The sequence below is a fragment of the Mammaliicoccus sp. P-M59 genome, from assembly GCF_022386135.1.
Lineage (GTDB): Bacteria > Bacillota > Bacilli > Staphylococcales > Staphylococcaceae > Mammaliicoccus > Mammaliicoccus sciuri_A.
Genome location: NZ_JAJNJJ010000001.1, coordinates 187,559 through 211,705 on the forward strand (window position 1 = coordinate 187,559; position 24,147 = coordinate 211,705).

Genomic DNA, 24,147 nt, shown 5'->3' on the forward strand with positions numbered 1-24,147 from the left:
AAAACTAAGAAAGGACGTTCAACATGAAAGTATATGCAGATTATGCAGCAACTACTCCAGTTAAGCCCGTTGTAACTGAAAAAATAACAGAAATATTATCTGAACACTTTGGAAACCCGTCATCTATTCATTCAATTGGGAGAGACGGCAGAAAGTATTTAGATCAATCAAGACGAGAGATTGCTACATTATTAGGTGCAAAGCCTCAAGAAGTTATTTTTACAAGTGGGGCAACAGAGTCTAATAATACAGCAATAAAAGGTATAGCACGAAAACGAAAACATATAGGTCAACATATTATAACGAGTAGAATAGAGCATCATTCTGTATTGCATGTCTTTGAAGAACTTGAACGTGAAGGTTTCGATGTTTCGTATATAGATGTAAATTCAGAAGGTATTGTCGATATTGATGCTTTGAGACAAGCAATCCGACCTGATACGACATTAGTGTCAATTATGTTAGTGAATAATGAAGTCGGCACAGTTCAACCTATGTATGATATTGCGGAAGTCATAGAGAATACGGATATCGTATTTCATGTTGATGCTGTTCAAGCTATCGGTCATATGCCAATAGAATTCGATGAAATGCCAGTTGATATGTTAAGCATAACTGCGCATAAATTTGGCGGACCAAAAGGAATAGGTGCATTGTTGGTAAAACAAGGTGTTCAGTTCGAAACGTTTATACAAGGTGGCAAACAAGAAGTAAAGCGAAGAGCAGGTACAGAGAATGTTCCATATATATGTGGTATGGCAACAGCGCTGAAAGACGCTTATGAACATATGAATGAAAGTAATATTCATTTAATGAACTTAAAAGAAAAGCTCATTGTAGGTTTACAACAACGTGCAATACCGTTTGAATTGAATGGTAGTATGACAGATACGACTGGTCATATTACAAATTTATATTTCCCATTTATTGAAGTTGAAATGATGTTAACGTTACTAGATATGGCAAATATATATGTTTCAAGTGGATCTGCATGTACAGCCGGTTCAACATTACCATCTCACGTTCTAGAAGCGATGTTCGGTGAAGATAATAGAGTGAAGCAATCTGTAAGATTTAGTTTCAGCTCATTAACGACTGAAGAAGAAATTAATTATATCGTAAGTACGATAATGAAAATATATCAACAATTTAAGGAGGAAGAAAATGAATAATCAATCTACCCGCGTTGTCGTTGGGATGAGCGGGGGCGTAGATAGCTCGGTAACTGCACATATATTAAAAGAACAAGGCTATGATGTAGTTGGAATTTTTATGAAAAATTGGGATGACACAGACGAAAATGGTGTATGTACAGCTACTGAAGACTATAATGATGTCATCGAAGTATGTAACCAATTAGATATACCTTATTATGCAGTTAACTTTGAACAAGAATATTGGGATAAAGTATTTACGTATTTCTTAGACGAATATAAAAAAGGTAGAACACCTAACCCAGATGTAATGTGTAATAAAGAAATTAAATTTAAAGCATTTTTAAATCATGCACTTAAACTAGGTGCGGACTATGTTGCTACAGGTCATTACGCACGTGTTAATCGTGATGGTGATAAAGTTGAAATGCTACGTGGTGTTGATAACAACAAAGACCAAACTTATTTCTTAAATCAACTTACAAAAGATCAATTATCTAAAGTGATGTTCCCAATTGGTGAATTAGAAAAAAGTGAAGTAAGAAGAATTGCTGAAGAACAAAACTTAGCAACTGCTAAAAAGAAAGATTCTACTGGTATTTGTTTTATTGGTGAGAAAAACTTTAAAACATTCTTATCTCAATATTTACCTGCACAAAACGGTAAAATGCAAACATTAGACGGTGTTGACATGGGTGAACATAGTGGCTTAATGTATTATACAATTGGCCAAAGACACGGTCTTGGTATTGGTGGAGACGGAGATCCTTGGTTTGTAGTCGGTAAAAACCTAAAAGAAAACATCCTATATGTTGAACAAGGTTTCCATCATGAAGCATTATATAGTGACTATTTAATCGCTTCTGATATTTCATTTGTGAATGATCTTGATTTTTCACAACCGGTGAAATGTTCAGCCAAATTCAGATATAGACAAAAAGATACGCAAGTAACTGTAGAAAAAATTTCTGACAATCAAATTAAAGTAATATTTGATGAACCAGTGCGTGCAATTACACCTGGTCAAGCTGTCGTATTATATGACGGTGAAGTTTGTTTAGGTGGCGCAACAATCGATGAAGTTTACAAAACAGAAAAGCAATTAGATTATATGGTATAAAATATATAGACTGAGATAAATTTATGTCTCAGTCTATTTTTATTTTTGTTATAATAGCAAGTAATGATATTTAAAGGAGTCACAACATGCATAGTGAAGAACAAATTGTTAAATTAATTCAAAATAAAAAATTCGACGAAGCATTGTCGCATTTATTTGAAAATATAGAAGAAGATCCAAAAGAAGTAACCAATTATATCAACGCAGGGACAATATTAGCAGAAGCAAATGATATTGAAAGAGCTGAGAAATTCTTTCAAAAAGCCATTACTGTAAACGAAAGTCATGGTGGTGCTTATTATAGTCTTGCAAATTTATACTACAACCAACAGCGCTTTGAAGAAGCGATTAAATTATATCAACATGCGATTAAAAGAGGGCTTAATGATGCAGATACTAATTTTATGTTAGGAATGAGTTTCAACGAATTAGGTGCACATACTGAAGCTATACCGTATGTAATGAGAGCTCATGAGCTAAATGAAGATGATGTAGAAATTGGATTCCAATACGGATTAACATTATGCCAATTAGAAATGTTCGATGAGGCCATTGTACAACTAGAAAAAGTATTAGAAAAAGATTCTAAACATGTAGACGCATTATACAATTTAGGATTGGCTAAATATATGAAAAATGAAAATGCTGAAGAAGCACTTGTTTATTTTAGAAAAGCGGTCGACATTCAACCAGATCATTTATTAAGTGGTCATGCTATCAACATGTTTGAACAATTATTAGAAGAGGAGGACTAACATTGGAAAACTTATCTTTATTTGATCTTTCACATGTAAAAGGTGAAGTTATTAGAATTCTTTTTCAAAATAGTGATAACTATTATACCGTTATTAAAGTCGATGTGATGGATTCAAATGAAGATTTTGATCAAGAAGTCACAATTGTTGGTTACTTACCTCAAATAGTTGAAGGAGAAACGTACCTTTTCAAAGGTAAAGTGACAAACCATCCGAAATACGGTAAACAACTACAAGCTGAAACATTTGAAAAAGAATTGCCACAAACGAAACAAGGTGTTATCCATTACTTATCGAGTGATTTATTTAAAGGTATTGGTAAGAAAACAGCAGAAACAATCGTGGACAAACTTGGTGAAGATGCACTTCAGAAAATTATAGATGACCCGGATGTCCTTAAAGAAATACCTAAACTCAATAAGCAAAAAAGAGACACGATTGCAGAATCCATACGTGAAAATCAAGCCATTGAACGCATTATGATTAAACTTAATGAACTTGGATTCGGACCGAAACTCGCGATGGCAATTTATCAATTTTATAAAGATGAAACACTTAATATTATTAAACAATCTCCTTATCGTTTAGTGATGGATATAAATGGTATAGGTTTTCAAAGAGCTGACCAAATAGCTGAACAAGTTGGGATATCTAAAGATCATCATGATCGACTTGTAGCGGGTGTGAGTTACTTTTTAGATCAGCAATCATTACAGAATGGTCACACATTTTTACCTGTTGATATATTGGTTAACGGTGCATATGAATTGTTAAATCATAATCAACCTGAAGTTGTAACTAAAGATCAAATAAATGGTGTCATTATAGAAATGAGTGAAGAAAATAAACTTATTATCGAAAATGATAATTGTTTTTTACCTTCACTTTATTATTCAGAAGCGAAAAGTGTGCAAATCATTCATAGACTTTATCAACATCAAGATGAACTTAAAGAAATTGAGAAAAGTGACCTTCAATTACATATCGGACAAATTGAAGATATGAATGATGTTTCATATGCAGATGGTCAAAAATTAGCGTTAGAAACAGCCATTAATCATAAAATGATGCTTTTAACAGGTGGACCTGGAACAGGTAAAACAACCGTTATTCGAGGCATTTGTGAGTTGTATTCTGAAATACATGGTGTGAGTTTGAATTATGATGATTATCAAGAAGGAACAGATTTTCCAATTGTATTAGCAGCACCGACTGGACGTGCAGCAAAGCGTTTAAGTGAATCAACTGGACTAGAAGCGATGACAATTCATAGATTAATTGGATGGAGTAAAGATACGCAACCGGATGATGTGTTAGATAATGATATTCATGCTCATTTAATCATTCTAGATGAAATGTCTATGGTAGATACATGGTTAATGTACCAATTTTTAAGAGCAGTTCCTGATTATGCCCAAATCATATTTGTAGGGGATGAAGATCAATTACCATCTGTTGGTCCAGGTCAGATTTTTAAAGATTTGATTGATTCTAAAGTTATACCGAGAGTGAACTTAACAGAAGTATATAGACAACAAGAAGGATCATCTATCATAGATTTAGCGCATAAAATAAAAAATGGATTGCCTGTTTCTATCAATGAAAAACATCACGACCGCTCATTTATTCCGTGCAGTAGTAATCAAATTGCGACAGTCGTAGAAAAGGTCGTACAAGGTGCCGTAAATAAAGGGTATAATATGCAAGATATTCAAGTGCTAGCCCCAATATACCGTGGACCAGCTGGTATTAATAAATTAAATGAATTATTGCAAGATATTTTAAATCCGAAAGATGAAGATACAAGATTCCTTCAATATGGTGATATAGAATATCGTGAAAATGATAAAGTACTTCAACTTATTAATCGTCCAGATGATAATGTATTTAATGGTGATATTGGTGTAGTGACGGGTGTTTATAAAGCAGAAGAAAATGCACTTGGCAAAGATGTCGTCATTGTAGATTATGAAGGGAATGACATAACATACACTAAACAAGATTTATCAGAAATTACACATGCTTATTGTTGTTCAATTCATAAATCACAAGGGTCAGAATTCCCGATAGTCATCATGCCTATTGTCAGACAATACTTTAGAATGTTACAAAAGAACATTCTATATACCGGACTTACACGTGCGAAACAGTCGCTTGTTGTGTGCGGTGAAGAACAAGCCTTTAACCAAGGTATTCAAACGCTAGGTCATGAGAGAATGACATCGTTTGATACGAAATTAAAAATGTATTTCGATACTGATGTTGAAGAAGATACGGAGTCTGAAACAGAATCTATTCAAACGAAACATATTATTTTAACTGAAGATAATATGTTTGAAATAGATCCAATGATTAATATGAATAATAAAACACCATATGATTTTATGAAATAATTGACATCTAAAAATCGAGTGATTATAATCAAATAGAATACAAAAAAGAAACCGAGTAAATAATTGATTGTTTAAGAGACATGTTGGCTGGTGAGAAACATGACAATGATTATTGAACGCTACTTCTTTTATAAAAGTTTAATAAACTTAAAGTGATGACTTATAGTCATAACTAGGGTGGTACCGCGATACGTTCGTCCCTTTTTTAGAGGATGGACGTTTTTTATTTTAATTGAGGAGTGAAGACAATGAAAAAATTAAAAGCTAGTGAAATCAGACAAATGTATATTGACTTTTTTGTTGAAAAAGGACATATGGTTGAACCATCTGCACCTCTAGTGCCAATTGATGACGATACTTTATTATGGATAAACTCAGGTGTTGCGACTTTAAAAAAATATTTTGATGGTCGAGAAATCCCTAAAAATCCTAAAATTGTAAATGCTCAAAAAGCAATTAGAACAAATGATATTGAAAATGTTGGTTTTACTGCAAGACACCATACATTCTTTGAAATGTTAGGAAACTTTTCAATTGGTGATTACTTTAAACGTGAAGCAATTGAATATGCTTGGGAATTTTTAACGAGTGATAAATGGATGGCAATGGATCCAGAGAAATTATATGTAACGATTCATCCTGAAGATACAGAAGCATATGATTTATGGCATGATTTGATTGGTCTTGAAGAAAGTAGAATTATTAGAATCGAAGGTAACTTCTGGGATATCGGTGAAGGACCTTCTGGACCTAATACTGAAATATTCTACGACAGAGGCGACACATACGGGAAAGAAGATCCAGCTGAAGAAATGTATCCAGGTGGAGAAAATGAACGTTATTTAGAAGTGTGGAATCTAGTATTTAGTGAATTTAACCATAATGCTGACCATACTTATACGCCACTTCCAAATCAAAATATTGATACAGGTATGGGTCTTGAGCGTATGACATCTATTTCTCAAGATGTGCCAACGAACTATGATACAGATTTATTTATTCCAATTATTGAACAAGTTGAAGCGGTTAGTGGATTAAAATACTTAGAGAATAAAGAACAAGATATCGCATTTAAAGTTATTTCAGACCATATTAGAACGATCAGTTTTGCGATTGGTGACGGTGCGTTACCTGCAAATGAAGGTAGAGGATATGTATTAAGAAGATTACTAAGAAGAGCTGTTCGTTTCAGTCAATCACTTAATATTAACGAGCCATTCTTATATAAATTAGTTGATATCGTAGCAGATATTATGGAACCTTATTATCCAAATGTTAAAGCGCAAAGTGACTTCATTAAAAAAGTTGTAAAATCTGAAGAAGAACGGTTCCATGAAACACTTGAAGAAGGTTTAGCAATTTTAAACACAATGATGGCATCAGCTAAGCAACAGGATAATGTATTATCTGGATCAGATGCATTTAAATTATATGATACGTATGGTTTCCCAATCGAGTTAACAGAAGAAATCACTGCACAAGAAGGCATTTCAATAGATAATGAAGGTTTTGAAAATGAAATGCATCAACAACGTGAAAGAGCGAGAGCTGCACGTCAAAAGACGCAATCAATGCAAGTTCAAAATGAAGTACTTGGTAGCATCAATACACCAAGTAAATTCGTTGGCTATGACGTAACAGAAGCACAAACAGAAATTACAGATATTATATTTAATGGTGAATTAGTTGATGAAGTAGAAAGTGGAGAAAACATCCAATTTATTTTAAGAGAAACACCATTTTATGCAGTATCAGGTGGTCAAGTAGCGGATAAAGGTATCATTCGTCATGATCAATTTGAAATTGAAGTGACAGAAGTAATAAAAGCACCTAATGGTCAAAATTTACATGCTGGACATGTGACATTTGGACAAGTTCATGTTGGTGAAACTGTAGAAGCTATTGTTAATAAAGATGATCGTAAATCAATTATCAAAAACCACTCAGCAACTCACTTATTACATGCAGCTTTAAAAGAAGTTTTAGGTACGCATGTTAATCAAGCAGGTTCATTAGTTGAAAGTGATAGATTACGATTTGACTTCTCACACTTTGGTCAAGTTACACAAGAAGAATTAGAAACAATCGAAAAAATTGTTAACGAAAAAATTTGGCAAAACATTCCTGTAGTAATCGAAGAAATGCCAATAGAACAAGCTAAAGAAAAAGGCGCTATGGCATTATTCGGAGAAAAATATGGTGATGTTGTAAGAGTTGTTGAAATGTCATCATACTCAATCGAGTTATGTGGTGGTATACACGTACGTAACACAAGTGAAATTGGTATCTTCAAAATTGTTTCAGAATCTGGTACAGGTGCAGGTGTTCGAAGAATCGAAGCTGTAACAGGTAGAAAAGCATACGAAACATTAAAAGAAACAGAAACAATCCTTAAAGATGTTATGCAACATGTCAAAATTAAAGACCAATCAAGAACAATTGAAAAAATCGAACAAATTCAACAACATAATAAAGACTTAGAAAAAGAAGTTCAACAAAAGAACAAAACAATTACTGAATTAAAATCAGGCAATATTGAAGATAGCGTTGAAGAAATTAATGGTATTAAAGTACTTTCACAATTAGTTGAAGCTGAAAATCCAAAAGTATTAAGATCAATCATGGATGATTTCAAATCTAAAATGCAAGATACGGTACTATTATTAGCTAGTGTCAACGGAGGTAAAGTTTCACTTGTGTCTTCAGTACCTAAAGATTTAACGGATAAAGTTAAAGCTGGTGACATTATTAAAGAAGCTGCTCAAATTACAAACGGTAAAGGTGGCGGTCGTCCTGATATGGCTCAAGGTGGCGGAACAGATCCATCTAAAGTAACAGAAGCATTACAGTTTGTTAAAGACTACATTAAAACGCTATAATTTTACGTGTAATTAGAATATGATATAATTAATATTAAGTTAATGGAGTTAGGGAGTGTAAATAAAGATGAATAATTTTGATAAAACTATGAAATTTAACTATGATGATTTTCCAAAAGAAAATGTCAAAACAGTACTACAAAATGTTTATCGAACTTTAGAAGAAAGAGGCTATAATCCAGTAAATCAAATAGTCGGTTATTTACTTTCTGGCGATCCAGCTTATATACCTAGACACAACGAAGCAAGAAATCAAATAAGACGTTTAGATAGAGATGATATTATGGAAGAGCTTGTATCACACTATTTAAAGCAAGAAAATGAATTCAATGCTTAAAAACAGGATAATAGGTTTAGACGTCGGTAGTAAAACAATAGGTGTAGCTGTAAGTGATGCGATGGGTTGGACAGCTCAAGGTATAGATACACTCCGCATTAACGAAGAAAACGAAGATTTTGGAATTGACCAACTTATAAAAATCATTGATGAATATGATGTTGATACTGTCATTATAGGATTGCCAAAAAACATGAACAATTCTATTGGTCCTCGCGGAGAGGCATCCATTCAATTCAAAGATTTACTTCAACAAGAAAGACCAGAATTAAAAATGGTAATGTGGGATGAAAGATTAAGCACAGTTGGTGCTGAACGCACATTATTAGAAGCAGATGTTTCTCGAAAGAAAAGAAAAAAAGTAATAGACAAAATGGCAGCTGTATTTATATTACAGGGTTACCTAGATTCTATTAAATAATTGATGAGGAGAATGAATAATGACTGAACATAATCACGAAGGACATTTAGAAATTAACAATGAGGAAGAATTATTAACTTTAATAGACGAAAATAATAATGAAGTCTTATACCGTAAAGTATTAGAATTCTATCACCCAGAATTCAAGAAAGAATACATCATCTTAGCTGAAGAAGGTACAGCAGATGATGAAGAAATTGAATTAATCCCAATGATCAATGAAGCTAATGACGACGGTGAAGGTGGTAAATTATTACCAGTTGAAACTGACGAAGAGTGGGATATGATTGAAGAAATCGTTAATACTGAAATGGACGATGTTTAAAATTTAATATGTAATAGTACACTTTACCCCTAATGTGATATAATCATTAGGGGTATTTATTTTACATAAGGAGTTACATATGGAAAAAAATAGTATATATAAAGATGCGAGATTATTATCTAAGTATATTAGTTTAACAATCATAAGCATCCTCTTTTTATTACTTATATTAATTACTTTAATAGGCTTAATTGTAGTAGGTATTAATGTGAAACCTGTTAACGCCGACAGCAATGAGCAAGTTATTGTCAATGTTAATCCAAACACAAATACTGAAATGTTAAGCCAAGAGTTATCCGATAAAAAAATAATTAGAAATGCTACTATTTTCAAATATTATTTAAAACTCAATAATATTTCAAGCTTTCAAGCTGGGGAATATAAGTTTTCTCCTTCAATGTCACCAAGAGATATTGCGAAAAGTTTAGAAACTGGAAAAGTGTATTTAAAAACAGCGGTACAATATGATGTAAAAGAAGGTTCGAATATAGAATTAATTGCAGGCATTTTAGAAGAGAATACTTCTATTAGTCGCGAAAGCTTTTTGAAGAAAATGAGAGATCAAGATTTTGTGAAAAAATATCAAAAAAAATATCCCGATATGTTAACGGACGAAGTATTAAATAAAAACTTAAGATACCCATTAGAAGGCTATTTAGCACCAAGTACGTATCAGTTTTCAAAAAAAGATGTGACGATTGATGATGTTACAAATGAAATGTTGAATGAAACTTACCATACAACTTATAAAATATATAAAGAAAATGGCGGCTTTAAATATACGACTAACTATGAAGAAAAGAAGATTACTTTCCATGAGTATTTAACGTTATCATCAATTGTAGAATCAGAAATGAAAAACGTGACAGATAAATCGAGATATATTTCATTACTTTTAAACAGAATTGAAAATAATCCACAAATTGCTTTGAACTCAGATGCCACTGTAAGATATGCGAATAAAAAAGAGACAACTGAAGCATTATCAGATAAAGATTATAAAAATGATTCAAAATATAACACATATGCACATAAAGGATTACCTATAGGTCCAATATGCAACATATCTGATGAAACAGCTAGAACAACGGTAAACCCTCCGGAAACAGATTATTTTTACTATACAACAACCAAAAAGGGTAAAGTATTATTTGCAGAGAACTTAAAAGAACAAGAAAAGAATAGAGATAAATAATACAAACAAGAACGCTTTTTATTTTTAAAAGCGTTCTTGTTATATATATACTTACTTTTTATTCGAAAATATGGTAAAATATCTAATGTTTATGAAATCATATTGCAGATATGACTGATACATACTAACTAGTCAGGAGACTAGTTGGGTTTTTTATTATATTCGAGTGTAAGGAAGTAATGACATGGAAAAAGATATAGAATATATCGAACAATTGTTGTTTCAAAATTCATCAAATATCGATGAATTAAGGCATTATGCTGAACAATATAATGTTCCAATAATGGACAAAATCTCCACAGAGTTTGTTAAACAATTAATTAGAATTAAAGATGTGAAAAGTATTCTAGAGATTGGAACGGCAATTGGATATAGCGCGATGCATTTTGCTTCATGTGATCCGAGTATTAATGTGTGGACGATTGAAAGAAAAGAAGAAATGTATGAACAAGCTCTTTCAAATATTAAAGACTTTGGTTATGAAAGCCAAGTTAATGTTATCTTTTCTGATGCATTAGAAGCTTTTGAATTATTACCTACCGACCAGTCATTTGATATGATTTTTATCGATGCTGCTAAAGCACAATCACAAAAGTTTTTTGAGCTTTATGAACCACTGCTTAAAGATGATGGCATCATTATTACAGACAATATTTTATACCATGGTTTTGTAAGTAATATTGAAATTGTAAGAAACAGAAACGTTAAACAAATGGTAAGAAAAGTTCAAAAATATAATCAGTGGTTAATGAATCATGATAAATATAAAACGACATTGATTAATATTGGTGATGGAATGGCCATTTCTAAAAAGGAGAAATTGTAATGACAGAATTACTAGTGACACCTAAGTCCGTTGAACATATTGAACAATTAATCAAATTAGGTGCTGATGCATTTGTCATTGGTGAAGAAAAATTTGGATTAAGACTTGCTGGTGAATTTAAAGAACCAGAACTTCGTGAAGCCATTAAGCTTATCCATGATCATGGTAAAAAAGCATACGTAGCGGTAAATGGTATTTTTCATAATGAACATATTGATGATTTGGAATCTTATATTGATCTGTTACATGAATTAAAGGCAGATAGAATCATTTTTGGCGATCCAGCAGTAGTTATGGCAATGAAAAATCGTGAGAATCCTATACCTTTAAATTGGAATGCTGAAACAATCGTGACAAATCATTTTCAATGTAATTATTGGGGTGATAGAGGTTCAGCTAGAGCAGTGTTGGCTCGTGAGTTAAGTATTGAAGAAGTACTAGAAATTAAAGAAAAAAGTAATGTCGAAATAGAAGTTCAAGTACATGGCATGACTTGTATGTTCCAGTCTAAAAGAAAATTACTTGGTAATTACTTTATGTATCAAGATAAAGTCATGAAAATTGAAAATCGTAAAGAAAATAAAGACATGCTTTTATATGATGAAGAAAGAAGTAATAAATATCCAATTTATGAAGATTATAATGGTACACACATTATGAGTCCGAATGATATTTGCTTAATCGAAGACTTAGAGGACTTATTAGAAGCACAAATTGATGCGTTTAAGATTGACGGCGTACTTCAAACAGATGAATATATTAATATCGCGACTGAGCAATATAGACAAGCGATTGACTTATATAACGAAGATCCAGAGTTATATGAAGATGAAAAATTTATGTTAGTTGAACCAATTGAAGCGGTTCAAAAAGATCATCGTCCAATGGATCAAGGATTTATGTTCAAACAAACAGTTTATTAAGTTATATTAAAGGAATGATATATATGAAAGTTCTAGAACCTATTGGCGCAAGTCGTCAAACAAAGATAAAAAAACCAGAACTTCTAGCGCCTGCAGGAAATTTAGAAAAACTCAAAATTGCTGTTCATTATGGTGCGGATGCAGTGTTCCTAGGTGGACAAGAATATGGTTTAAGGTCAAATGCTGATAACTTTACGATGGAAGAAATAAAAGAAGGCGTTCAGTTTGCAGCAAAATATGGCGCAAAAATTTATGTTACAACAAATATTTTTGCTCATGATGAAAATATTCCAGGACTAGAAGAATATTTAAAAAATCTAAATGAAACTGGTGCACACGGAATTATAGTTGCCGATCCACTTATTATAGAAACGTGTAAACGTGTTGCACCTAATTTAGAAATCCATTTAAGTACACAACAATCTTTATCAAATTATCGCGCAGTTCAATATTGGAAAGAAGAAGGGCTTGAGAGAGTCGTTCTAGCTCGTGAAACGAGTGCTGAAGAAATGCGCGAAATGAAAGAAAAAGTTGATATTGAAATAGAAACATTTATACATGGTGCAATGTGTATTGCATATTCTGGTAGATGTACATTAAGTAATCATATGACAGCTAGAGACTCAAATAGAGGTGGCTGTTGTCAAAGTTGTAGATGGGATTATGATTTAATTTCAGTAGAAGAAGATGGAGAATTAGAGCCATATTTCGATGGTAATGAGATCACACCTTTTGCAATGAGTCCAAAAGACTTGAAATTAATCGAATCAATACCTAAAATGATGGACATCGGTATAGATTCTCTAAAAATTGAAGGTCGAATGAAATCTATTCATTATATTGCTACTGTTGTATCTGTATATCGTAAAGTAATTGATCGCTATGCTGAGGATCCAGAAAACTTTAAAATTGATCCTAGATGGTTGATTGAATTAGATAAATGTGCGAATAGAGACACTGCACCAGCGTTCTTCGAAGGTGTACCACATTACGAAGAACAAATGTTTGGACACGAATCAAATAAAAAAACACCTTTTGATTTTTGTGGATTAGTGTTAGACTATGACGAAGTATCACAAATAGCTACCATCCAACAAAGAAATTATTTCAAGCCAGGACAAGAAATTGAATTTTTTGGACCTGAGATTGAAAACTTCACTCAAGTCATTGATAAGATATATGATGAAAATGGTGAAGAGCTAGACGCAGCCAGACATCCACTTCAAGTCATTCAAATAAAAGTGGATCGTCAGATTTATCCAAATAACATGATGAGAAAGGGAATCGTTTGATGGGAAAGACTACAATTATAGGTATTGCAGGGGGTTCTGGTTCAGGTAAGACTTCTGTAACATCCGAAATTATGAAAAATTTAGATGGATATAGTGTTGCATTAATAGAACAAGATTACTATTATAAAGATCAATCACATATGTCTTTTGAAGATAGATTGAAGACTAACTATGATCATCCATTCGCTTTCGATAATGAAAGATTGAAACAAGATTTAACAAGAATTAAAGATGGACATGCAATTGAAGTGCCTACGTATGATTATTCAAATCACACGAGAAGCGATAAGACGATTAGATTCGAACCTAAAGATGTTATTATACTTGAAGGTATATTCGCGCTTGAAAATGAAGATTTACGTAATTTAATGGATGTTAAGATTTATGTTGATACTGATGCTGACTTAAGAATTTTACGTCGTTTAACGAGAGATATTAAAGAAAGAGGACGTACGATGGAGTCAGTAATTGATCAATACTTATCAGTTGTAAGACCGATGCATATCCAGTTTATTGAACCAACGAAGAAATATGCGGATATCATCATCCCTGAAGGTGGTAGTAATAAGGTAGCTATTGATATTATGACTACGAAAATTCAATCGTTAGTTAAAAATATTTAAATAATTATAAAGTAAAGGAAGATGGAAGAATGGAAACACAAAAAGAATTTCCTATGACACAGGAAGGTTTTAACAAATTAGAAAAAGAACTTGAAGAATTAAAAACAGTTAAGCGACCAGAAGTCGTTGAAAAAATAAAAGTAGCACGTAGTTTTGGTGACTTATCTGAGAACTCTGAATATGATGCAGCTAAAGATGAGCAAGGTTTCATTGAGCAAGAAATTCAAAAAATTGAAAACATGATTCGTCATGCTCAAATTATTGAAGATAATGGTTCAAAAAATGACGTGCAAATCGGTAGAACTGTAACATTTACTGAAATTCCAGGTAACGAAGAAGAAAGCTACAAAATTGTAGGTTCAGCAGAAGCAGATCCATTCGAAGGTAAAATTTCTAATGAATCTCCAATTGCTAAAGCTTTAATTGGTAAAAAATTAAACGAAGAAGTAAATGTTCCATTACCAAATGGTAACGAAATGAAAGTTAAAATCGTAAAAATCGATTAATCGTATAATAATTTAATAGAAGAGCTGTAGAAACGTATTAAACAAACGTTTTTACAGCTTTTTTTTTATATATAAATCATGGTATTATGATAAAGTATAATTGATTTAATTATCTGATTATTAAAAGCGTTAACAAAGGGGTGGTAAAATTGGATATTAAGCAAGTGAGTGAGACGCATTTTATGATTTATGAACAAAATGAAATCAGTCCAGAAATAAGGAATAAAATTTCGACAATCGCATTACATATTGAATCATTGCAGCATCCAGCTGTTATAAGTGTGACATCATCATATCGATCAATCATGGTCGCATTTGATGTTAAACATTATACATACGAAACAGTCCTTGATGAACTAGACTTACATCATTTAAATCTTAATCAAGAAAATGCATCACGTTCAAAGAAATTGATAACACTACCAGTTGTATATGGTGGTGAATTTGGACCAGACTTAAATATTGTTGCTGACCATGCACAATTATCAGAAGAAGATGTGATTCAAATACATACTGAAGAAAATTATTTAATTTATGCAATTGGATTTTTACCTGGCTTTCCATTTTTAGGAGGACTAAATGAGAAAATACATACACCTAGAAAGGAAACGCCAAGAAGTAAAATCGTCCAAGGATCTGTTGGAATTGCAAATAATCAAACAGGCCTTTATCCGAAATCATCACCAGGCGGATGGCAAATTATTGGTCGCACGCCGATAGATGTTTTTAACTTAGATCGAGAGCCTATGATTTTATACGAAGCTGGAGACTATATTGCTTTTAAAGCAATTCATCAAGAAGAATTTACAAGAATCGAAGACGAAATTGCAAATGGCACATTTGATTATAGTCAGTTAGTAGGTGAATTGAAATGAAATGTATAAAACCCGGTTTGTTTACGACTGTTCAAGATATTGGTCGATCAAAGTTTGAAAAAGATGGATTTTCTGAAGCGGGTGTTATGAATCAATATTTATACAATATCGCCAATGCTTTAGTGGATAATGACAATGCACCTGTTTTAGAAGTGACTTTAAATGGTCCCACATTGAAATTTGAAGAATCGAACATAGTTGCATTTGTTGCGTATGATGCTGATATACAGCTTGATGATCAAACAATACCAGTAAATACAGCAATTTATGTAGAAAAAGGGCAAGTGCTCAATATAAAGACTATTTTATCTGGGGCGAGAGGCTATTTAGCTTTTCATAAGTCTTTAAATATTGAACCCATATTAGACAGTGTATCAACACATACTAGAAGTGGGATAGGTGGCATGAATGGAAGAACATTAAACAGAAATGATGTTTTGAAATTCAAAGATAAAACAATCAACCATGACATTATAGGTAATACGTTTAATATCAACCAATTAGAAGATGCAAATATCATTCCAATTATGGAAGGTCTACAATTTGATGAATTTACATCAGAAGCACATGACCAACTTGTTAATCAATCATATACGATATCAGAAATGTCAGATCGTATGGGCTATCGACTTAATGGTGAAGAACCACTTGTACATAAGCATAACGCAGATATTATATCTGAACCGATTGCACCAGGTAGTGTACAAGTTCCTATTAATGGTCAACCAATTATATTACTTAATGATCGTCAGACGATAGGTGGTTATACAAAGATTGCTACAGTTAGTTTTGTAGGTAGAGAAAAGCTCTCTCAATTAAAAGCAAATGACAGCATTACTTTTAAATGGATTTCGTTTGAGGAAGCAACTGTTGAATATCAAACATATATTAAACAATTAGAAACAGATATAGATGATATTAAACTGAAAAAATATAAAGATTTAAGCAATATTCGTCCTAAATCTAAAAAAATAGCAAAACTTATAAAGGGGAATCAATCATGAATATAGAAAAGATAGAAGAACTTATTAAACTCATGAAACAAAATCAAGTGAATTATATGAAGTATAAAGATGAAACTGTCGAAGTTGAGTTAGATTTAAAATCAACTTCAAATAACGTGACTACAACACCAGCCAATAATATTGAAGAAAGCACGCCAACTTCAAAACAAGAAGAACAGCTTAATACAATTGAAGCGGAAATTCTTGGAACATTTTATTTACAAGATGAAGAAACATTACAAAATCCACTTGTCAAAGTTGGAGATGAAGTGAAAAAAGGTCAAGTTGTCGGATATATCGAATCAATGAAAGTGCTCAATGAAGTTATAAGTGAGTATGACGGTATCGTTAATGATATTCAAATTAATCATGGGGATCCTGTTGAATACGGACAAACGATTATCACATTGAAATAAGGGGGATTTATATGATTAAGCGTTTACTGATTGCAAACAGAGGTGAAATTGCGGTAAGAATCATTAGAACATGTAGAATGATGAATATCACAACAATCGCAATATATTCCAAAGCAGATAAAGATAGTTTACATGTGCAATTAGCAGATGAAGCCATTTGTATTGGACCAAGTCAATCAAGTGGTAGTTATTTAGATATTGAACGCATTTTAGAAGCTTGTAAGATGAGTAAAGCAGATGCGATTCATCCTGGTTATGGATTTTTATCAGAATCCACGACTTTTAGAAAAAGAGTAGATGAAGAAAATATTATCTTTGTTGGTCCTAGTTATAACACGATGGATTTAATGGGAGATAAAATAAAAGCAAGAGAAACGATGTACAACGCGAACGTACCTATTATTCCTGGGTCTATTGGAGAAGTAAAGACAATTAAAGAAGCAGAAGAAGTTGCTCAAAAAGTAGGCTATCCATTTGTATTAAAAGCTGCTAGTGGCGGTGGTGGTAAAGGGATTCGAATCGTACAAGAACCTGACCAACTTGAACAATTCTTTAAAGAAGCTCAATCTGAAGGCGAAAAATACTTTGGAGATAAACGTGTGTATATTGAAACATTTATTGATGAAGCTAGACATGTGGAAGTTCAAATACTCGCGAGTAAACATGGAGAAGCGATTCATCTCGGTGAACGTGATTGTTCAATTCAAAGAAAGAACCAAAAGTTAATCGAAGAAGCACCTTGTGCAGCATTAGATCAAGTAACAAGAGATTCGTTACATGCAGATGCTGTAAAAGCCGCTAAAGCTTGTAATTATGAAAGTGCTGGAACAATTGAATTTTTACTAACTGATGACGGCTATTATTTCTTAGAAATGAATACGCGCATTCAAGTTGAACATACAGTCACAGAATTATTAACAGGTGTTGATTTAATTAAGCAACAAATATTAGTAGCTAATGGTGAGAAGTTATCTATTAATCAAGAGGATATCCGTTTTGATGGGCATGTGATTGAATGTCGTATAAATGCTGAAAATCCAGAAAAACAATTCCGCCCAGCAGCAGGTGTTGTTCAAGCATTACATTTACCTAATGGATTTAATACGAGAGTAGACAGTATGTTATATGATGGTTATCAAATTCCACCATACTATGATTCATTAGTCGCTAAAATACTTGTTAAAGCTGAAGATAGACTTGAAGCAATTGAAAAAATGAAAGGTACGTTAGAAGAAACGGTTATTGATGGTTTTCCGACAACGTTAGACTTTTTATATCGCGTGTTGAGCTATGAACCATATATTAAAAATGATATAACCATTAAATTTCTACATGAACATAAAATCGTTTAAGGAGAGGGTATTATGGTACAAGTTGATTTGAATTGTGATTTAGGAGAAAGCTTTGGTAACTATAAACTTGGTAATGATGAAAGTATATTACCTTTAATTACTTCTGCAAATGTGGCTTGTGGTTTTCATGCAGGAGATCAGCACGTTATGAATGAAACAGTTAAATTGGCAGTTCAACATGATGTACATATTGGTGCTCATCCAGGATTTCAAGATTTAATTGGATTTGGTCGTAGAAACATAGATGTTACACCAGAAGAAGTTTATGATTTAGTCATTTATCAATTAGGAGCATTAGCTGGATTTTGTAAAATACATCAAACAAAAATTCACCATGTTAAACCACATGGCGCATTGTATCAAATGGGTGCTAAAGATCCAGAAATAGCTGATGCAATTGTTAAAGCGGTGAAAGATTTTGATGATCAATTATTATTTGTTGGTTTATCTAATAGTGAATTAATCGAATCATGTAAACGTCATAATTTAACATATAAGAGCGAAGTATTTGCTGATCGTGCATACGAAGATAATGGCCAATTAGTTTCTAGGAAAAAAGAAGGTGCGCTTATTAAAGATACAAACCAAGCTGTCGCACAAGTTATTAAAATGGTAAAAGAATCTAAAGTTATCACGATAAATGGAAATGAAATTCCGATTGAAGCAGATACAATCTGTGTACATGGAGACGGTCAACATGCTTTAGATTTTGTTCAAGAAATTATTCGACAGTTTAAAGCTGAAGGCATAGAAATTAGTGCAATGAAATAGGAGGAAAGCGTATGAAGCAAAATAAAGGGTATGAGGAGTTAAATCAACCGTTTGAAATAACAAATAAGCATAGAAGAATTCTATGGGGTGCAGTATTCTTAATGGCTACTTCATCTATTGGACCAGCATTTTTAACTCAAACGGCAGTATTTACTGAGCAATTTCTTGCAAGCTTTGCATTTGCAATACTTGCATCTATTCTGATTGATATCGGTGCGCAAATTAATATTTGGCGCGTTATCACAGTTGTCGGTAAAGGTGGACAAGATATCGCAAATGATGTGTTTAAGGGGTTAGGTACATTTATCGCAATATTAATCGCTATTGGTGGGCTAGCATTTAACATCGGTAACGTTGCAGGTGCTGGACTAGGACTTAATGCGATATTCGGTTTAGACGTAAGAATTGGTGCAGGTATTACAGGCGTATTAGCGATTTTAATATTTGTTGTTAAAAATGCACAAAAAGTCGTAGATATTATTACACAAATTTTAGGTGTGCTCATGATTGCCATTGTTGCTTATGTAATGGTATTAACGAAACCTCCAGTTGTCGAAGCGGCACAAAAAATGATTGTACCTGATGATATTAGTAAACTCATTGTACCTATCATCACATTGGTTGGTGGAACTGTTGGTGGTTATATTACATTTGCAGGTGCTCATAGATTGTTAGAAGCAGGTATCACTGGAAAAGGCTATATACCATTTGTAAATAGAGCGGCCATTTCAGGTATTTTAACAACGGGTATAATGAGAACATTTTTATTCTTAGCAGTACTTGGTGTTGTTGTTACAGGGTTCACTTTAAATCCAGACAATCCGCCAGCTTCTGTATTTGAACATGTATTAGGACCTGTCGGTAAACAAGTATTCGGTATTGTATTATTTGCAGCAGCATTATCATCCGTAATTGGCTGTGCATACACAAGTACAACATTTATTCAATCATTGCATCCATCTATTAAAAATCATAGAAACTTAGTTATTATTATTTTCATAGTCGTTTCATCTATTGTATTCTTAACAATTGGTAAGCCGGTTAAATTATTAATTATTGCTGGTGCATTGAACGGGTTGATTTTACCAGTAACTTTAGGAACAATTTTAATTGCTTCTAAGAAGAAAAGTATCGTTGGTGACTATAAACACCCAACTTGGATGATTGTAATTGGTATTGTTGCTGTTCTTACAACATTAATAGCAGGGGTCTTATCATTACAAGGCTTACAAAGTTTATGGAATAGTTAAAAACTTATTTCAAAGTATACTAATTATGTTAAGATAAATATGAATGAATATGATGGAGTGATAAAGCATGATTGGTATTATTGGAGCAATGGAAGAAGAAGTAGAAATATTAAAGTCATCTATTGAAAATAGAGAAACAATCCAAATTGCACATGTTATTTTTTATAAAGGTAATATAGAAGATAAACAAGTTGTATTAGCACAAAGTGGTATTGGTAAAGTAAATGCTGCAATTACAGCAACATTACTAATCAATGAATTTAAACCAGATTTAATCATTAATACAGGGTCAGCAGGTTCTGTTGATAGCGAATTAAATATTGGTGATATCATTATTAGTAATAAAGTTTATTATCATGATGTTAATGCAACGGCATTTGGCTATAAATTGGGACAAGTACCAAGTATGCCAGAATTTTATGAAACTGATAAGGAATTAATTGACTTAGCTAAATCATCAATAGAACAACTTGATTTAAATGGTATTGTTGGTGAAGTTGCTACAGGTGATAGTTTCATAGGCTCAATTGATCAGCGTAAAGTGATTAAATCTAACTTTCCTACTGCGAGTGTCGTAGAGATGGAAGCTGGTGCAATTGCGCAAACTTGTTACCAATATAATGTGCCTATTATTGTTACGAGAGCTGTTTCAGATTTAGCAGATAAAGAATCTGATGTTACTTTTGAAGAATTTTTAAAAGTAGCTTGCGTCAATTCTAGTAAAATTGTAAAATTATTATTAAATAGAGTGGCATAAGGAGGCAGTTTCATGTTAATATTAATGGCTATCGCTGTCATTGCTACAGCACTTGTTGGTTATGTGATTTATGCGAATACAGAAGTTGAAAAATCTTCTGACCGTGAAATTACAGAATAATATTTAGTGTTGCGAATCGTAAGTGATTTGCAACACTTTTATTTTGTATTCAACCAAAGGAATGTATATATGATTTATGTTAAAATAAAAGATAATATTGAGGTGTAATAATGGGATTATTTACAAAATATTTTTTACCAAATGAATATGTTCAATCAGTATTTAAAATCGAACCTGAACATTTAAAATCTAAAAATATAAAAGCAATTATCACAGACTTAGATAATACATTAGTTGGTTGGGATGTTAAAGATCCAACAGATGAAGTGAGAAATTGGTTTGAAAATATGAAAGATAATGGTATAACAGTTACGATTGTTTCTAATAATAATCAAGAACGTGTTGCGTCATTTTCATCAACATTAAATATTGATTATATTTTTAAAGCGCGTAAACCACGTGGTAAAGCGTTTAGACAAGCAGCTAAATTAATGAACGTCAATAAGTCTGAAGTAGTTGTTATTGGTGATCAAATGTTAACAGATGTGTTTGGTGGAAATAGAAACGGATTATATACAATTATGGTCGTACCTGTGAAAAAGACAGATGGTTTCGTTACGAAATTCAATCGATTAATAGAAAGAAGATTTTTAAATTACTTTAAGAGAAAAGGTTTAATTAACTGGGAGGAATAAATTTGACAGAGTTTGCTAAATGTATCGGTTGTGGTGCAACACTTCAATCTGAAAATCCGAATGAAGCTGGATACGTTCCACAATCAAGTTTGAATAAAGAAGATGTCATTTGTAAAAGATGTTTTAGACTTAAAAATTATAATGAAGTCCAAGATGTTGATTTAACAAGTGAAGATTTTCTAAATATGTTGAAATCTCTTCACAATGAAGATGGTCTAATTGTCAATGTTGTGGATGTATTTGATTTAGAAGGATCAATGATACATCGCTTAAAAGATATAGTAGGGAAGAAAAAAGTTGTACTTGTTGCGAATAAAATGGATATCTTACCTAAAGCCATTAATAAAAGAAGAGTCGAAATTTGGTTAAGAAATCGTGCGAAAGATTTTGGACTTAATCCTGACGAAGTTGTATTGATTTCTGCATATAAAAATCAAGGAATTGATGATTTATTATCAACTATCGAGAAAGTTAGAGATGGTAAAGATGTTTATGTAGTAGGTACAACAAACGTAGGTAAATCTACATTAATCAATAGATTGATTGAAAAGAGTGTCGGTGAAAAAGAAGTGATTACAACAAGTCATTTTCCTGGTACAACATTAGATATGATTGATATTCCATTAGATGATGATTCATATATGTTTGATACACCAGGTATTATTCAAAGCCATCAAATGACGCATTACGTTACAGATAAAGAATTAAAAGTTGTTATGCCTAAAAAAGAAATTAAGCCAAAAGTGTATCAATTAAACGAAGAACAAAGCTTATTCTTAGGTGGCTTAGTTAGAGTAGATTATGTAAGTGGCGGTAGACGTTCATTAACTTGTTTTGTATCAAACGATTTAAACATTCATAGAACAAAGTTATCAAACGCTGATGATTTATGGAAACGTCAAATTGGTGAACTGCTTAAACCTCCATATGATCCATCAAACTTTAACTTCGACAACTTAAAAACAACTAAGATTACAACTGAAGCTGAAAGAAAAGATGTTATGATTTCAGGATTAGGATTTGTAACTGTAGATGCAGGTGCAGAAATACATGTTACGGCACCTAAAGAAGTCGAAGTTACATTAAGAACATCTATTTTATAAGAGGTGAATTAAATGAAGTTTGGAGTTATCGGACATCCTATTAGCCATTCACTTTCACCGATTATGCATGCAGCAAATTTTGAAGCATTAGGTAGAGAAGATGAATATGGTGCTTTAGATATCCCACCAGAACAATTTAAACAAATTAAAGAAATTATAAATGAAAAAGCTTTAGATGGATTTAATATTACAATACCGCATAAAGAATTCATCTTGCCTTATTTAGATGAAGTATCATCAAATGCTAAGCATATTGGTGCTGTTAACACCGTTCTAATACAAGATAATAAATGGGTTGGGTATAATACAGATGGTATTGGTTTTGTTAAAGGTTTAATTGAACATTATGGTAGTATTCAAGATCGTAAAATTTTAGTACTCGGTGCTGGTGGTGCGAGTAAAGGTATTGTTTCGGAAATGCAGAAGTTCACGAATCATAAAATAACAGTAGCAAATAGAACGATGTCTAGATTTGATAATTGGCAAATTGATATAAATACAATAAGTCTTACAGATGTTCAATCTATTCTTCACACATTTGATATTATTATTAATACGACACCGGTAGGCATGAATACTCAGCATAGTGAATTCATTATTCCTGTGGAGAAGATAAGTAAAAGTAGTTTAGTTTGTGATATTATCTATATTCCTGACAAGACACCGCTACTTAAAGCATGTGAACAAGCAGGTATTGCAATATATAACGGATTGGATATGTTCGTTTATCAAGGCGCAGAAAGCTTTAAAATATGGACTGGACAAGAAGCTTATATAGAATCAATGAGAAATAAAGTACAAGAGGAACTTAAAAGGAGATCATTATGTTAACAGGTAAACAAAAGAGATATTTAAGAAAAGAAGCGCATCATTTAGATCCAATTTTCCAAATTGGTAAAGGCGGATTAAATGACAATATGATAGAACAAGTGCAAGACGTACTTGAAAAAAGAGAATTGATCAAAATTCATATCTTACAAAATAATATGGATGATCATAAAGAAGTAGCTGAATCAATCGCTGAACAAGCAGGTGCTGAACTCGTACAACTTATCGGTAATATTATTGTCTTATATAAAGAATCTAAAGAAAATAAAAGATTAGAACTACCATAA

Annotated in this window: 25 protein-coding genes and 1 other annotated feature; all 25 genes read left to right on the forward strand. The window is 32.3% G+C overall.

The genetic code is table 11. From position 1 onward, the window contains the following. Positions 1-23: 23 nt before the first annotated feature. Positions 24-1,172 carry a cysteine desulfurase family protein gene (locus LQ617_RS00885; RefSeq protein ID WP_239739229.1) on the forward strand — a complete coding sequence of 383 codons (1,149 nt, stop codon included), beginning with the start codon at positions 24-26 and terminating at the stop codon, positions 1,170-1,172. Further along, positions 1,165-2,274 (forward strand): tRNA 2-thiouridine(34) synthase MnmA, encoded by a 1,110-nt coding sequence (gene mnmA / locus LQ617_RS00890; RefSeq protein ID WP_048539659.1) that lies wholly within the window; start codon positions 1,165-1,167, stop codon positions 2,272-2,274. The genes LQ617_RS00885 and mnmA overlap by 8 nt, the downstream gene beginning before the upstream one ends. Positions 2,275-2,360: 86 nt before the next feature. After that, a complete protein-coding gene (locus LQ617_RS00895) occupies positions 2,361-3,029 on the forward strand; it encodes a tetratricopeptide repeat protein (RefSeq protein ID WP_191835641.1) in 669 nt (222 codons plus the stop codon). A gap of 2 nt (positions 3,030-3,031) precedes the next feature. Continuing rightward, positions 3,032-5,422, forward strand: coding sequence for an SF1B family DNA helicase RecD2 (gene recD2, locus LQ617_RS00900; protein WP_206179720.1), 2,391 nt, complete (start codon positions 3,032-3,034; stop codon positions 5,420-5,422). Positions 5,423-5,461: 39 nt separating this feature from the next. Further along, positions 5,462-5,627: a binding site (T-box leader), on the forward strand. Positions 5,628-5,670: 43 nt separating this feature from the next. Beyond that, positions 5,671-8,301 (forward strand): alanine--tRNA ligase, encoded by a 2,631-nt coding sequence (gene alaS, locus LQ617_RS00905; RefSeq protein WP_239739230.1) that lies wholly within the window; start codon positions 5,671-5,673, stop codon positions 8,299-8,301. Between the two features lie 67 nt (positions 8,302-8,368). After that, positions 8,369-8,638 carry an IreB family regulatory phosphoprotein gene (locus LQ617_RS00910; protein ID WP_037588397.1) on the forward strand — a complete coding sequence of 90 codons (270 nt, stop codon included), beginning with the start codon at positions 8,369-8,371 and terminating at the stop codon, positions 8,636-8,638. Further along, positions 8,631-9,059: a Holliday junction resolvase RuvX gene (gene ruvX, locus LQ617_RS00915; protein ID WP_025904238.1), complete on the forward strand. Its 429-nt coding sequence runs from the start codon at positions 8,631-8,633 to the stop codon at positions 9,057-9,059. Before LQ617_RS00910 ends, ruvX begins: the two co-directional genes overlap by 8 nt. Positions 9,060-9,078: 19 nt before the next feature. Next, positions 9,079-9,384 (forward strand): DUF1292 domain-containing protein, encoded by a 306-nt coding sequence (locus LQ617_RS00920; protein WP_025904237.1) that lies wholly within the window; start codon positions 9,079-9,081, stop codon positions 9,382-9,384. A 79-nt stretch (positions 9,385-9,463) separates the two neighbouring features. Continuing rightward, positions 9,464-10,579, forward strand: coding sequence for an endolytic transglycosylase MltG (mltG, locus tag LQ617_RS00925; RefSeq protein WP_239739231.1), 1,116 nt, complete (start codon positions 9,464-9,466; stop codon positions 10,577-10,579). A gap of 184 nt (positions 10,580-10,763) precedes the next feature. After that, a complete protein-coding gene (locus LQ617_RS00930; protein WP_204258556.1) occupies positions 10,764-11,405 on the forward strand; it encodes an O-methyltransferase in 642 nt (213 codons plus the stop codon). Beyond that, positions 11,405-12,328 carry a peptidase U32 family protein gene (locus LQ617_RS00935; protein ID WP_239739232.1) on the forward strand — a complete coding sequence of 308 codons (924 nt, stop codon included), beginning with the start codon at positions 11,405-11,407 and terminating at the stop codon, positions 12,326-12,328. Before LQ617_RS00930 ends, LQ617_RS00935 begins: the two co-directional genes overlap by 1 nt. A 23-nt stretch (positions 12,329-12,351) precedes the next feature. After that, on the forward strand, positions 12,352-13,620 hold the full coding sequence (locus LQ617_RS00940; RefSeq protein WP_037588390.1) for a peptidase U32 family protein: 1,269 nt from the start codon (positions 12,352-12,354) through the stop codon (positions 13,618-13,620). Beyond that, positions 13,620-14,243 (forward strand): uridine kinase, encoded by a 624-nt coding sequence (gene udk / locus LQ617_RS00945; RefSeq protein ID WP_025904232.1) that lies wholly within the window; start codon positions 13,620-13,622, stop codon positions 14,241-14,243. Before LQ617_RS00940 ends, udk begins: the two co-directional genes overlap by 1 nt. 29 nt (positions 14,244-14,272) lie before the next feature. Continuing rightward, positions 14,273-14,749: a transcription elongation factor GreA gene (greA, locus tag LQ617_RS00950; RefSeq protein WP_025904231.1), complete on the forward strand. Its 477-nt coding sequence runs from the start codon at positions 14,273-14,275 to the stop codon at positions 14,747-14,749. Between the two features lie 140 nt (positions 14,750-14,889). Continuing rightward, positions 14,890-15,624 carry a 5-oxoprolinase subunit PxpB gene (gene pxpB, locus LQ617_RS00955; RefSeq protein WP_308193299.1) on the forward strand — a complete coding sequence of 245 codons (735 nt, stop codon included), beginning with the start codon at positions 14,890-14,892 and terminating at the stop codon, positions 15,622-15,624. Then, positions 15,621-16,628 carry a 5-oxoprolinase subunit C family protein gene (locus LQ617_RS00960; RefSeq protein ID WP_239739233.1) on the forward strand — a complete coding sequence of 336 codons (1,008 nt, stop codon included), beginning with the start codon at positions 15,621-15,623 and terminating at the stop codon, positions 16,626-16,628. The genes pxpB and LQ617_RS00960 overlap by 4 nt, the downstream gene beginning before the upstream one ends. Next, complete coding sequence (locus LQ617_RS00965; protein ID WP_191835635.1) at positions 16,625-17,044, forward strand: acetyl-CoA carboxylase biotin carboxyl carrier protein; 420 nt, start codon at positions 16,625-16,627, stop codon at positions 17,042-17,044. The genes LQ617_RS00960 and LQ617_RS00965 overlap by 4 nt, the downstream gene beginning before the upstream one ends. An 11-nt stretch (positions 17,045-17,055) precedes the next feature. Beyond that, positions 17,056-18,396: an acetyl-CoA carboxylase biotin carboxylase subunit gene (locus tag LQ617_RS00970; RefSeq protein ID WP_239739234.1), complete on the forward strand. Its 1,341-nt coding sequence runs from the start codon at positions 17,056-17,058 to the stop codon at positions 18,394-18,396. A 12-nt stretch (positions 18,397-18,408) separates the two neighbouring features. After that, positions 18,409-19,167, forward strand: coding sequence for a 5-oxoprolinase subunit PxpA (pxpA, locus tag LQ617_RS00975; protein WP_206166973.1), 759 nt, complete (start codon positions 18,409-18,411; stop codon positions 19,165-19,167). Positions 19,168-19,178: 11 nt separating this feature from the next. Further along, positions 19,179-20,417, forward strand: coding sequence for an NRAMP family divalent metal transporter (locus LQ617_RS00980; protein ID WP_206166974.1), 1,239 nt, complete (start codon positions 19,179-19,181; stop codon positions 20,415-20,417). 67 nt (positions 20,418-20,484) lie between these two features. Further along, positions 20,485-21,174, forward strand: a complete 690-nt coding sequence (locus LQ617_RS00985) for a 5'-methylthioadenosine/adenosylhomocysteine nucleosidase (protein WP_037588376.1) — start codon at positions 20,485-20,487, stop codon at positions 21,172-21,174. A 230-nt stretch (positions 21,175-21,404) separates the two neighbouring features. Beyond that, on the forward strand, positions 21,405-21,929 hold the full coding sequence (locus LQ617_RS00990) for a YqeG family HAD IIIA-type phosphatase (protein ID WP_191835633.1): 525 nt from the start codon (positions 21,405-21,407) through the stop codon (positions 21,927-21,929). Between the two features lie 2 nt (positions 21,930-21,931). Next, the gene (gene yqeH / locus LQ617_RS00995) at positions 21,932-23,032 is read left to right on the forward strand and encodes a ribosome biogenesis GTPase YqeH (RefSeq protein ID WP_119650964.1); all 1,101 of its coding nucleotides are present in this window, start codon (positions 21,932-21,934) and stop codon (positions 23,030-23,032) included. Positions 23,033-23,044: 12 nt separating this feature from the next. Next, the gene (gene aroE / locus LQ617_RS01000) at positions 23,045-23,863 is read left to right on the forward strand and encodes a shikimate dehydrogenase (protein WP_239739235.1); all 819 of its coding nucleotides are present in this window, start codon (positions 23,045-23,047) and stop codon (positions 23,861-23,863) included. Continuing rightward, positions 23,857-24,147, forward strand: a complete 291-nt coding sequence (gene yhbY / locus LQ617_RS01005) for a ribosome assembly RNA-binding protein YhbY (RefSeq protein WP_103360667.1) — start codon at positions 23,857-23,859, stop codon at positions 24,145-24,147. Before aroE ends, yhbY begins: the two co-directional genes overlap by 7 nt.

Bases quoted from the DNA above. Each gene is read 5' to 3' on its own strand.
- yhbY (WP_103360667.1), top strand. From the start codon at position 23,857: ATGTTAACAGGTAAACAAAAGAGATATTTAAGAAAAGAAGCGCATCAT.
- udk (WP_025904232.1), top strand. From the start codon at position 13,620: ATGGGAAAGACTACAATTATAGGTATTGCAGGGGGTTCTGGTTCAGGT.
- LQ617_RS00985 (WP_037588376.1), top strand. From the start codon at position 20,485: ATGATTGGTATTATTGGAGCAATGGAAGAAGAAGTAGAAATATTAAAG.
- LQ617_RS00935 (WP_239739232.1), top strand. From the start codon at position 11,405: ATGACAGAATTACTAGTGACACCTAAGTCCGTTGAACATATTGAACAA.
- LQ617_RS00970 (WP_239739234.1), top strand. From the start codon at position 17,056: ATGATTAAGCGTTTACTGATTGCAAACAGAGGTGAAATTGCGGTAAGA.
- mnmA (WP_048539659.1), top strand. From the start codon at position 1,165: ATGAATAATCAATCTACCCGCGTTGTCGTTGGGATGAGCGGGGGCGTA.
- LQ617_RS00885 (WP_239739229.1), top strand. From the start codon at position 24: ATGAAAGTATATGCAGATTATGCAGCAACTACTCCAGTTAAGCCCGTT.
- LQ617_RS00940 (WP_037588390.1), top strand. From the start codon at position 12,352: ATGAAAGTTCTAGAACCTATTGGCGCAAGTCGTCAAACAAAGATAAAA.
- LQ617_RS00980 (WP_206166974.1), top strand. From the start codon at position 19,179: ATGAAGCAAAATAAAGGGTATGAGGAGTTAAATCAACCGTTTGAAATA.
- LQ617_RS00990 (WP_191835633.1), top strand. From the start codon at position 21,405: ATGGGATTATTTACAAAATATTTTTTACCAAATGAATATGTTCAATCA.
- LQ617_RS00895 (WP_191835641.1), top strand. From the start codon at position 2,361: ATGCATAGTGAAGAACAAATTGTTAAATTAATTCAAAATAAAAAATTC.
- LQ617_RS00930 (WP_204258556.1), top strand. From the start codon at position 10,764: ATGGAAAAAGATATAGAATATATCGAACAATTGTTGTTTCAAAATTCA.
- aroE (WP_239739235.1), top strand. From the start codon at position 23,045: ATGAAGTTTGGAGTTATCGGACATCCTATTAGCCATTCACTTTCACCG.
- pxpA (WP_206166973.1), top strand. From the start codon at position 18,409: ATGGTACAAGTTGATTTGAATTGTGATTTAGGAGAAAGCTTTGGTAAC.
- greA (WP_025904231.1), top strand. From the start codon at position 14,273: ATGGAAACACAAAAAGAATTTCCTATGACACAGGAAGGTTTTAACAAA.
- LQ617_RS00920 (WP_025904237.1), top strand. From the start codon at position 9,079: ATGACTGAACATAATCACGAAGGACATTTAGAAATTAACAATGAGGAA.
- ruvX (WP_025904238.1), top strand. From the start codon at position 8,631: ATGCTTAAAAACAGGATAATAGGTTTAGACGTCGGTAGTAAAACAATA.
- LQ617_RS00965 (WP_191835635.1), top strand. From the start codon at position 16,625: ATGAATATAGAAAAGATAGAAGAACTTATTAAACTCATGAAACAAAAT.
- LQ617_RS00960 (WP_239739233.1), top strand. From the start codon at position 15,621: ATGAAATGTATAAAACCCGGTTTGTTTACGACTGTTCAAGATATTGGT.
- alaS (WP_239739230.1), top strand. From the start codon at position 5,671: ATGAAAAAATTAAAAGCTAGTGAAATCAGACAAATGTATATTGACTTT.
- mltG (WP_239739231.1), top strand. From the start codon at position 9,464: ATGGAAAAAAATAGTATATATAAAGATGCGAGATTATTATCTAAGTAT.
- LQ617_RS00910 (WP_037588397.1), top strand. From the start codon at position 8,369: ATGAATAATTTTGATAAAACTATGAAATTTAACTATGATGATTTTCCA.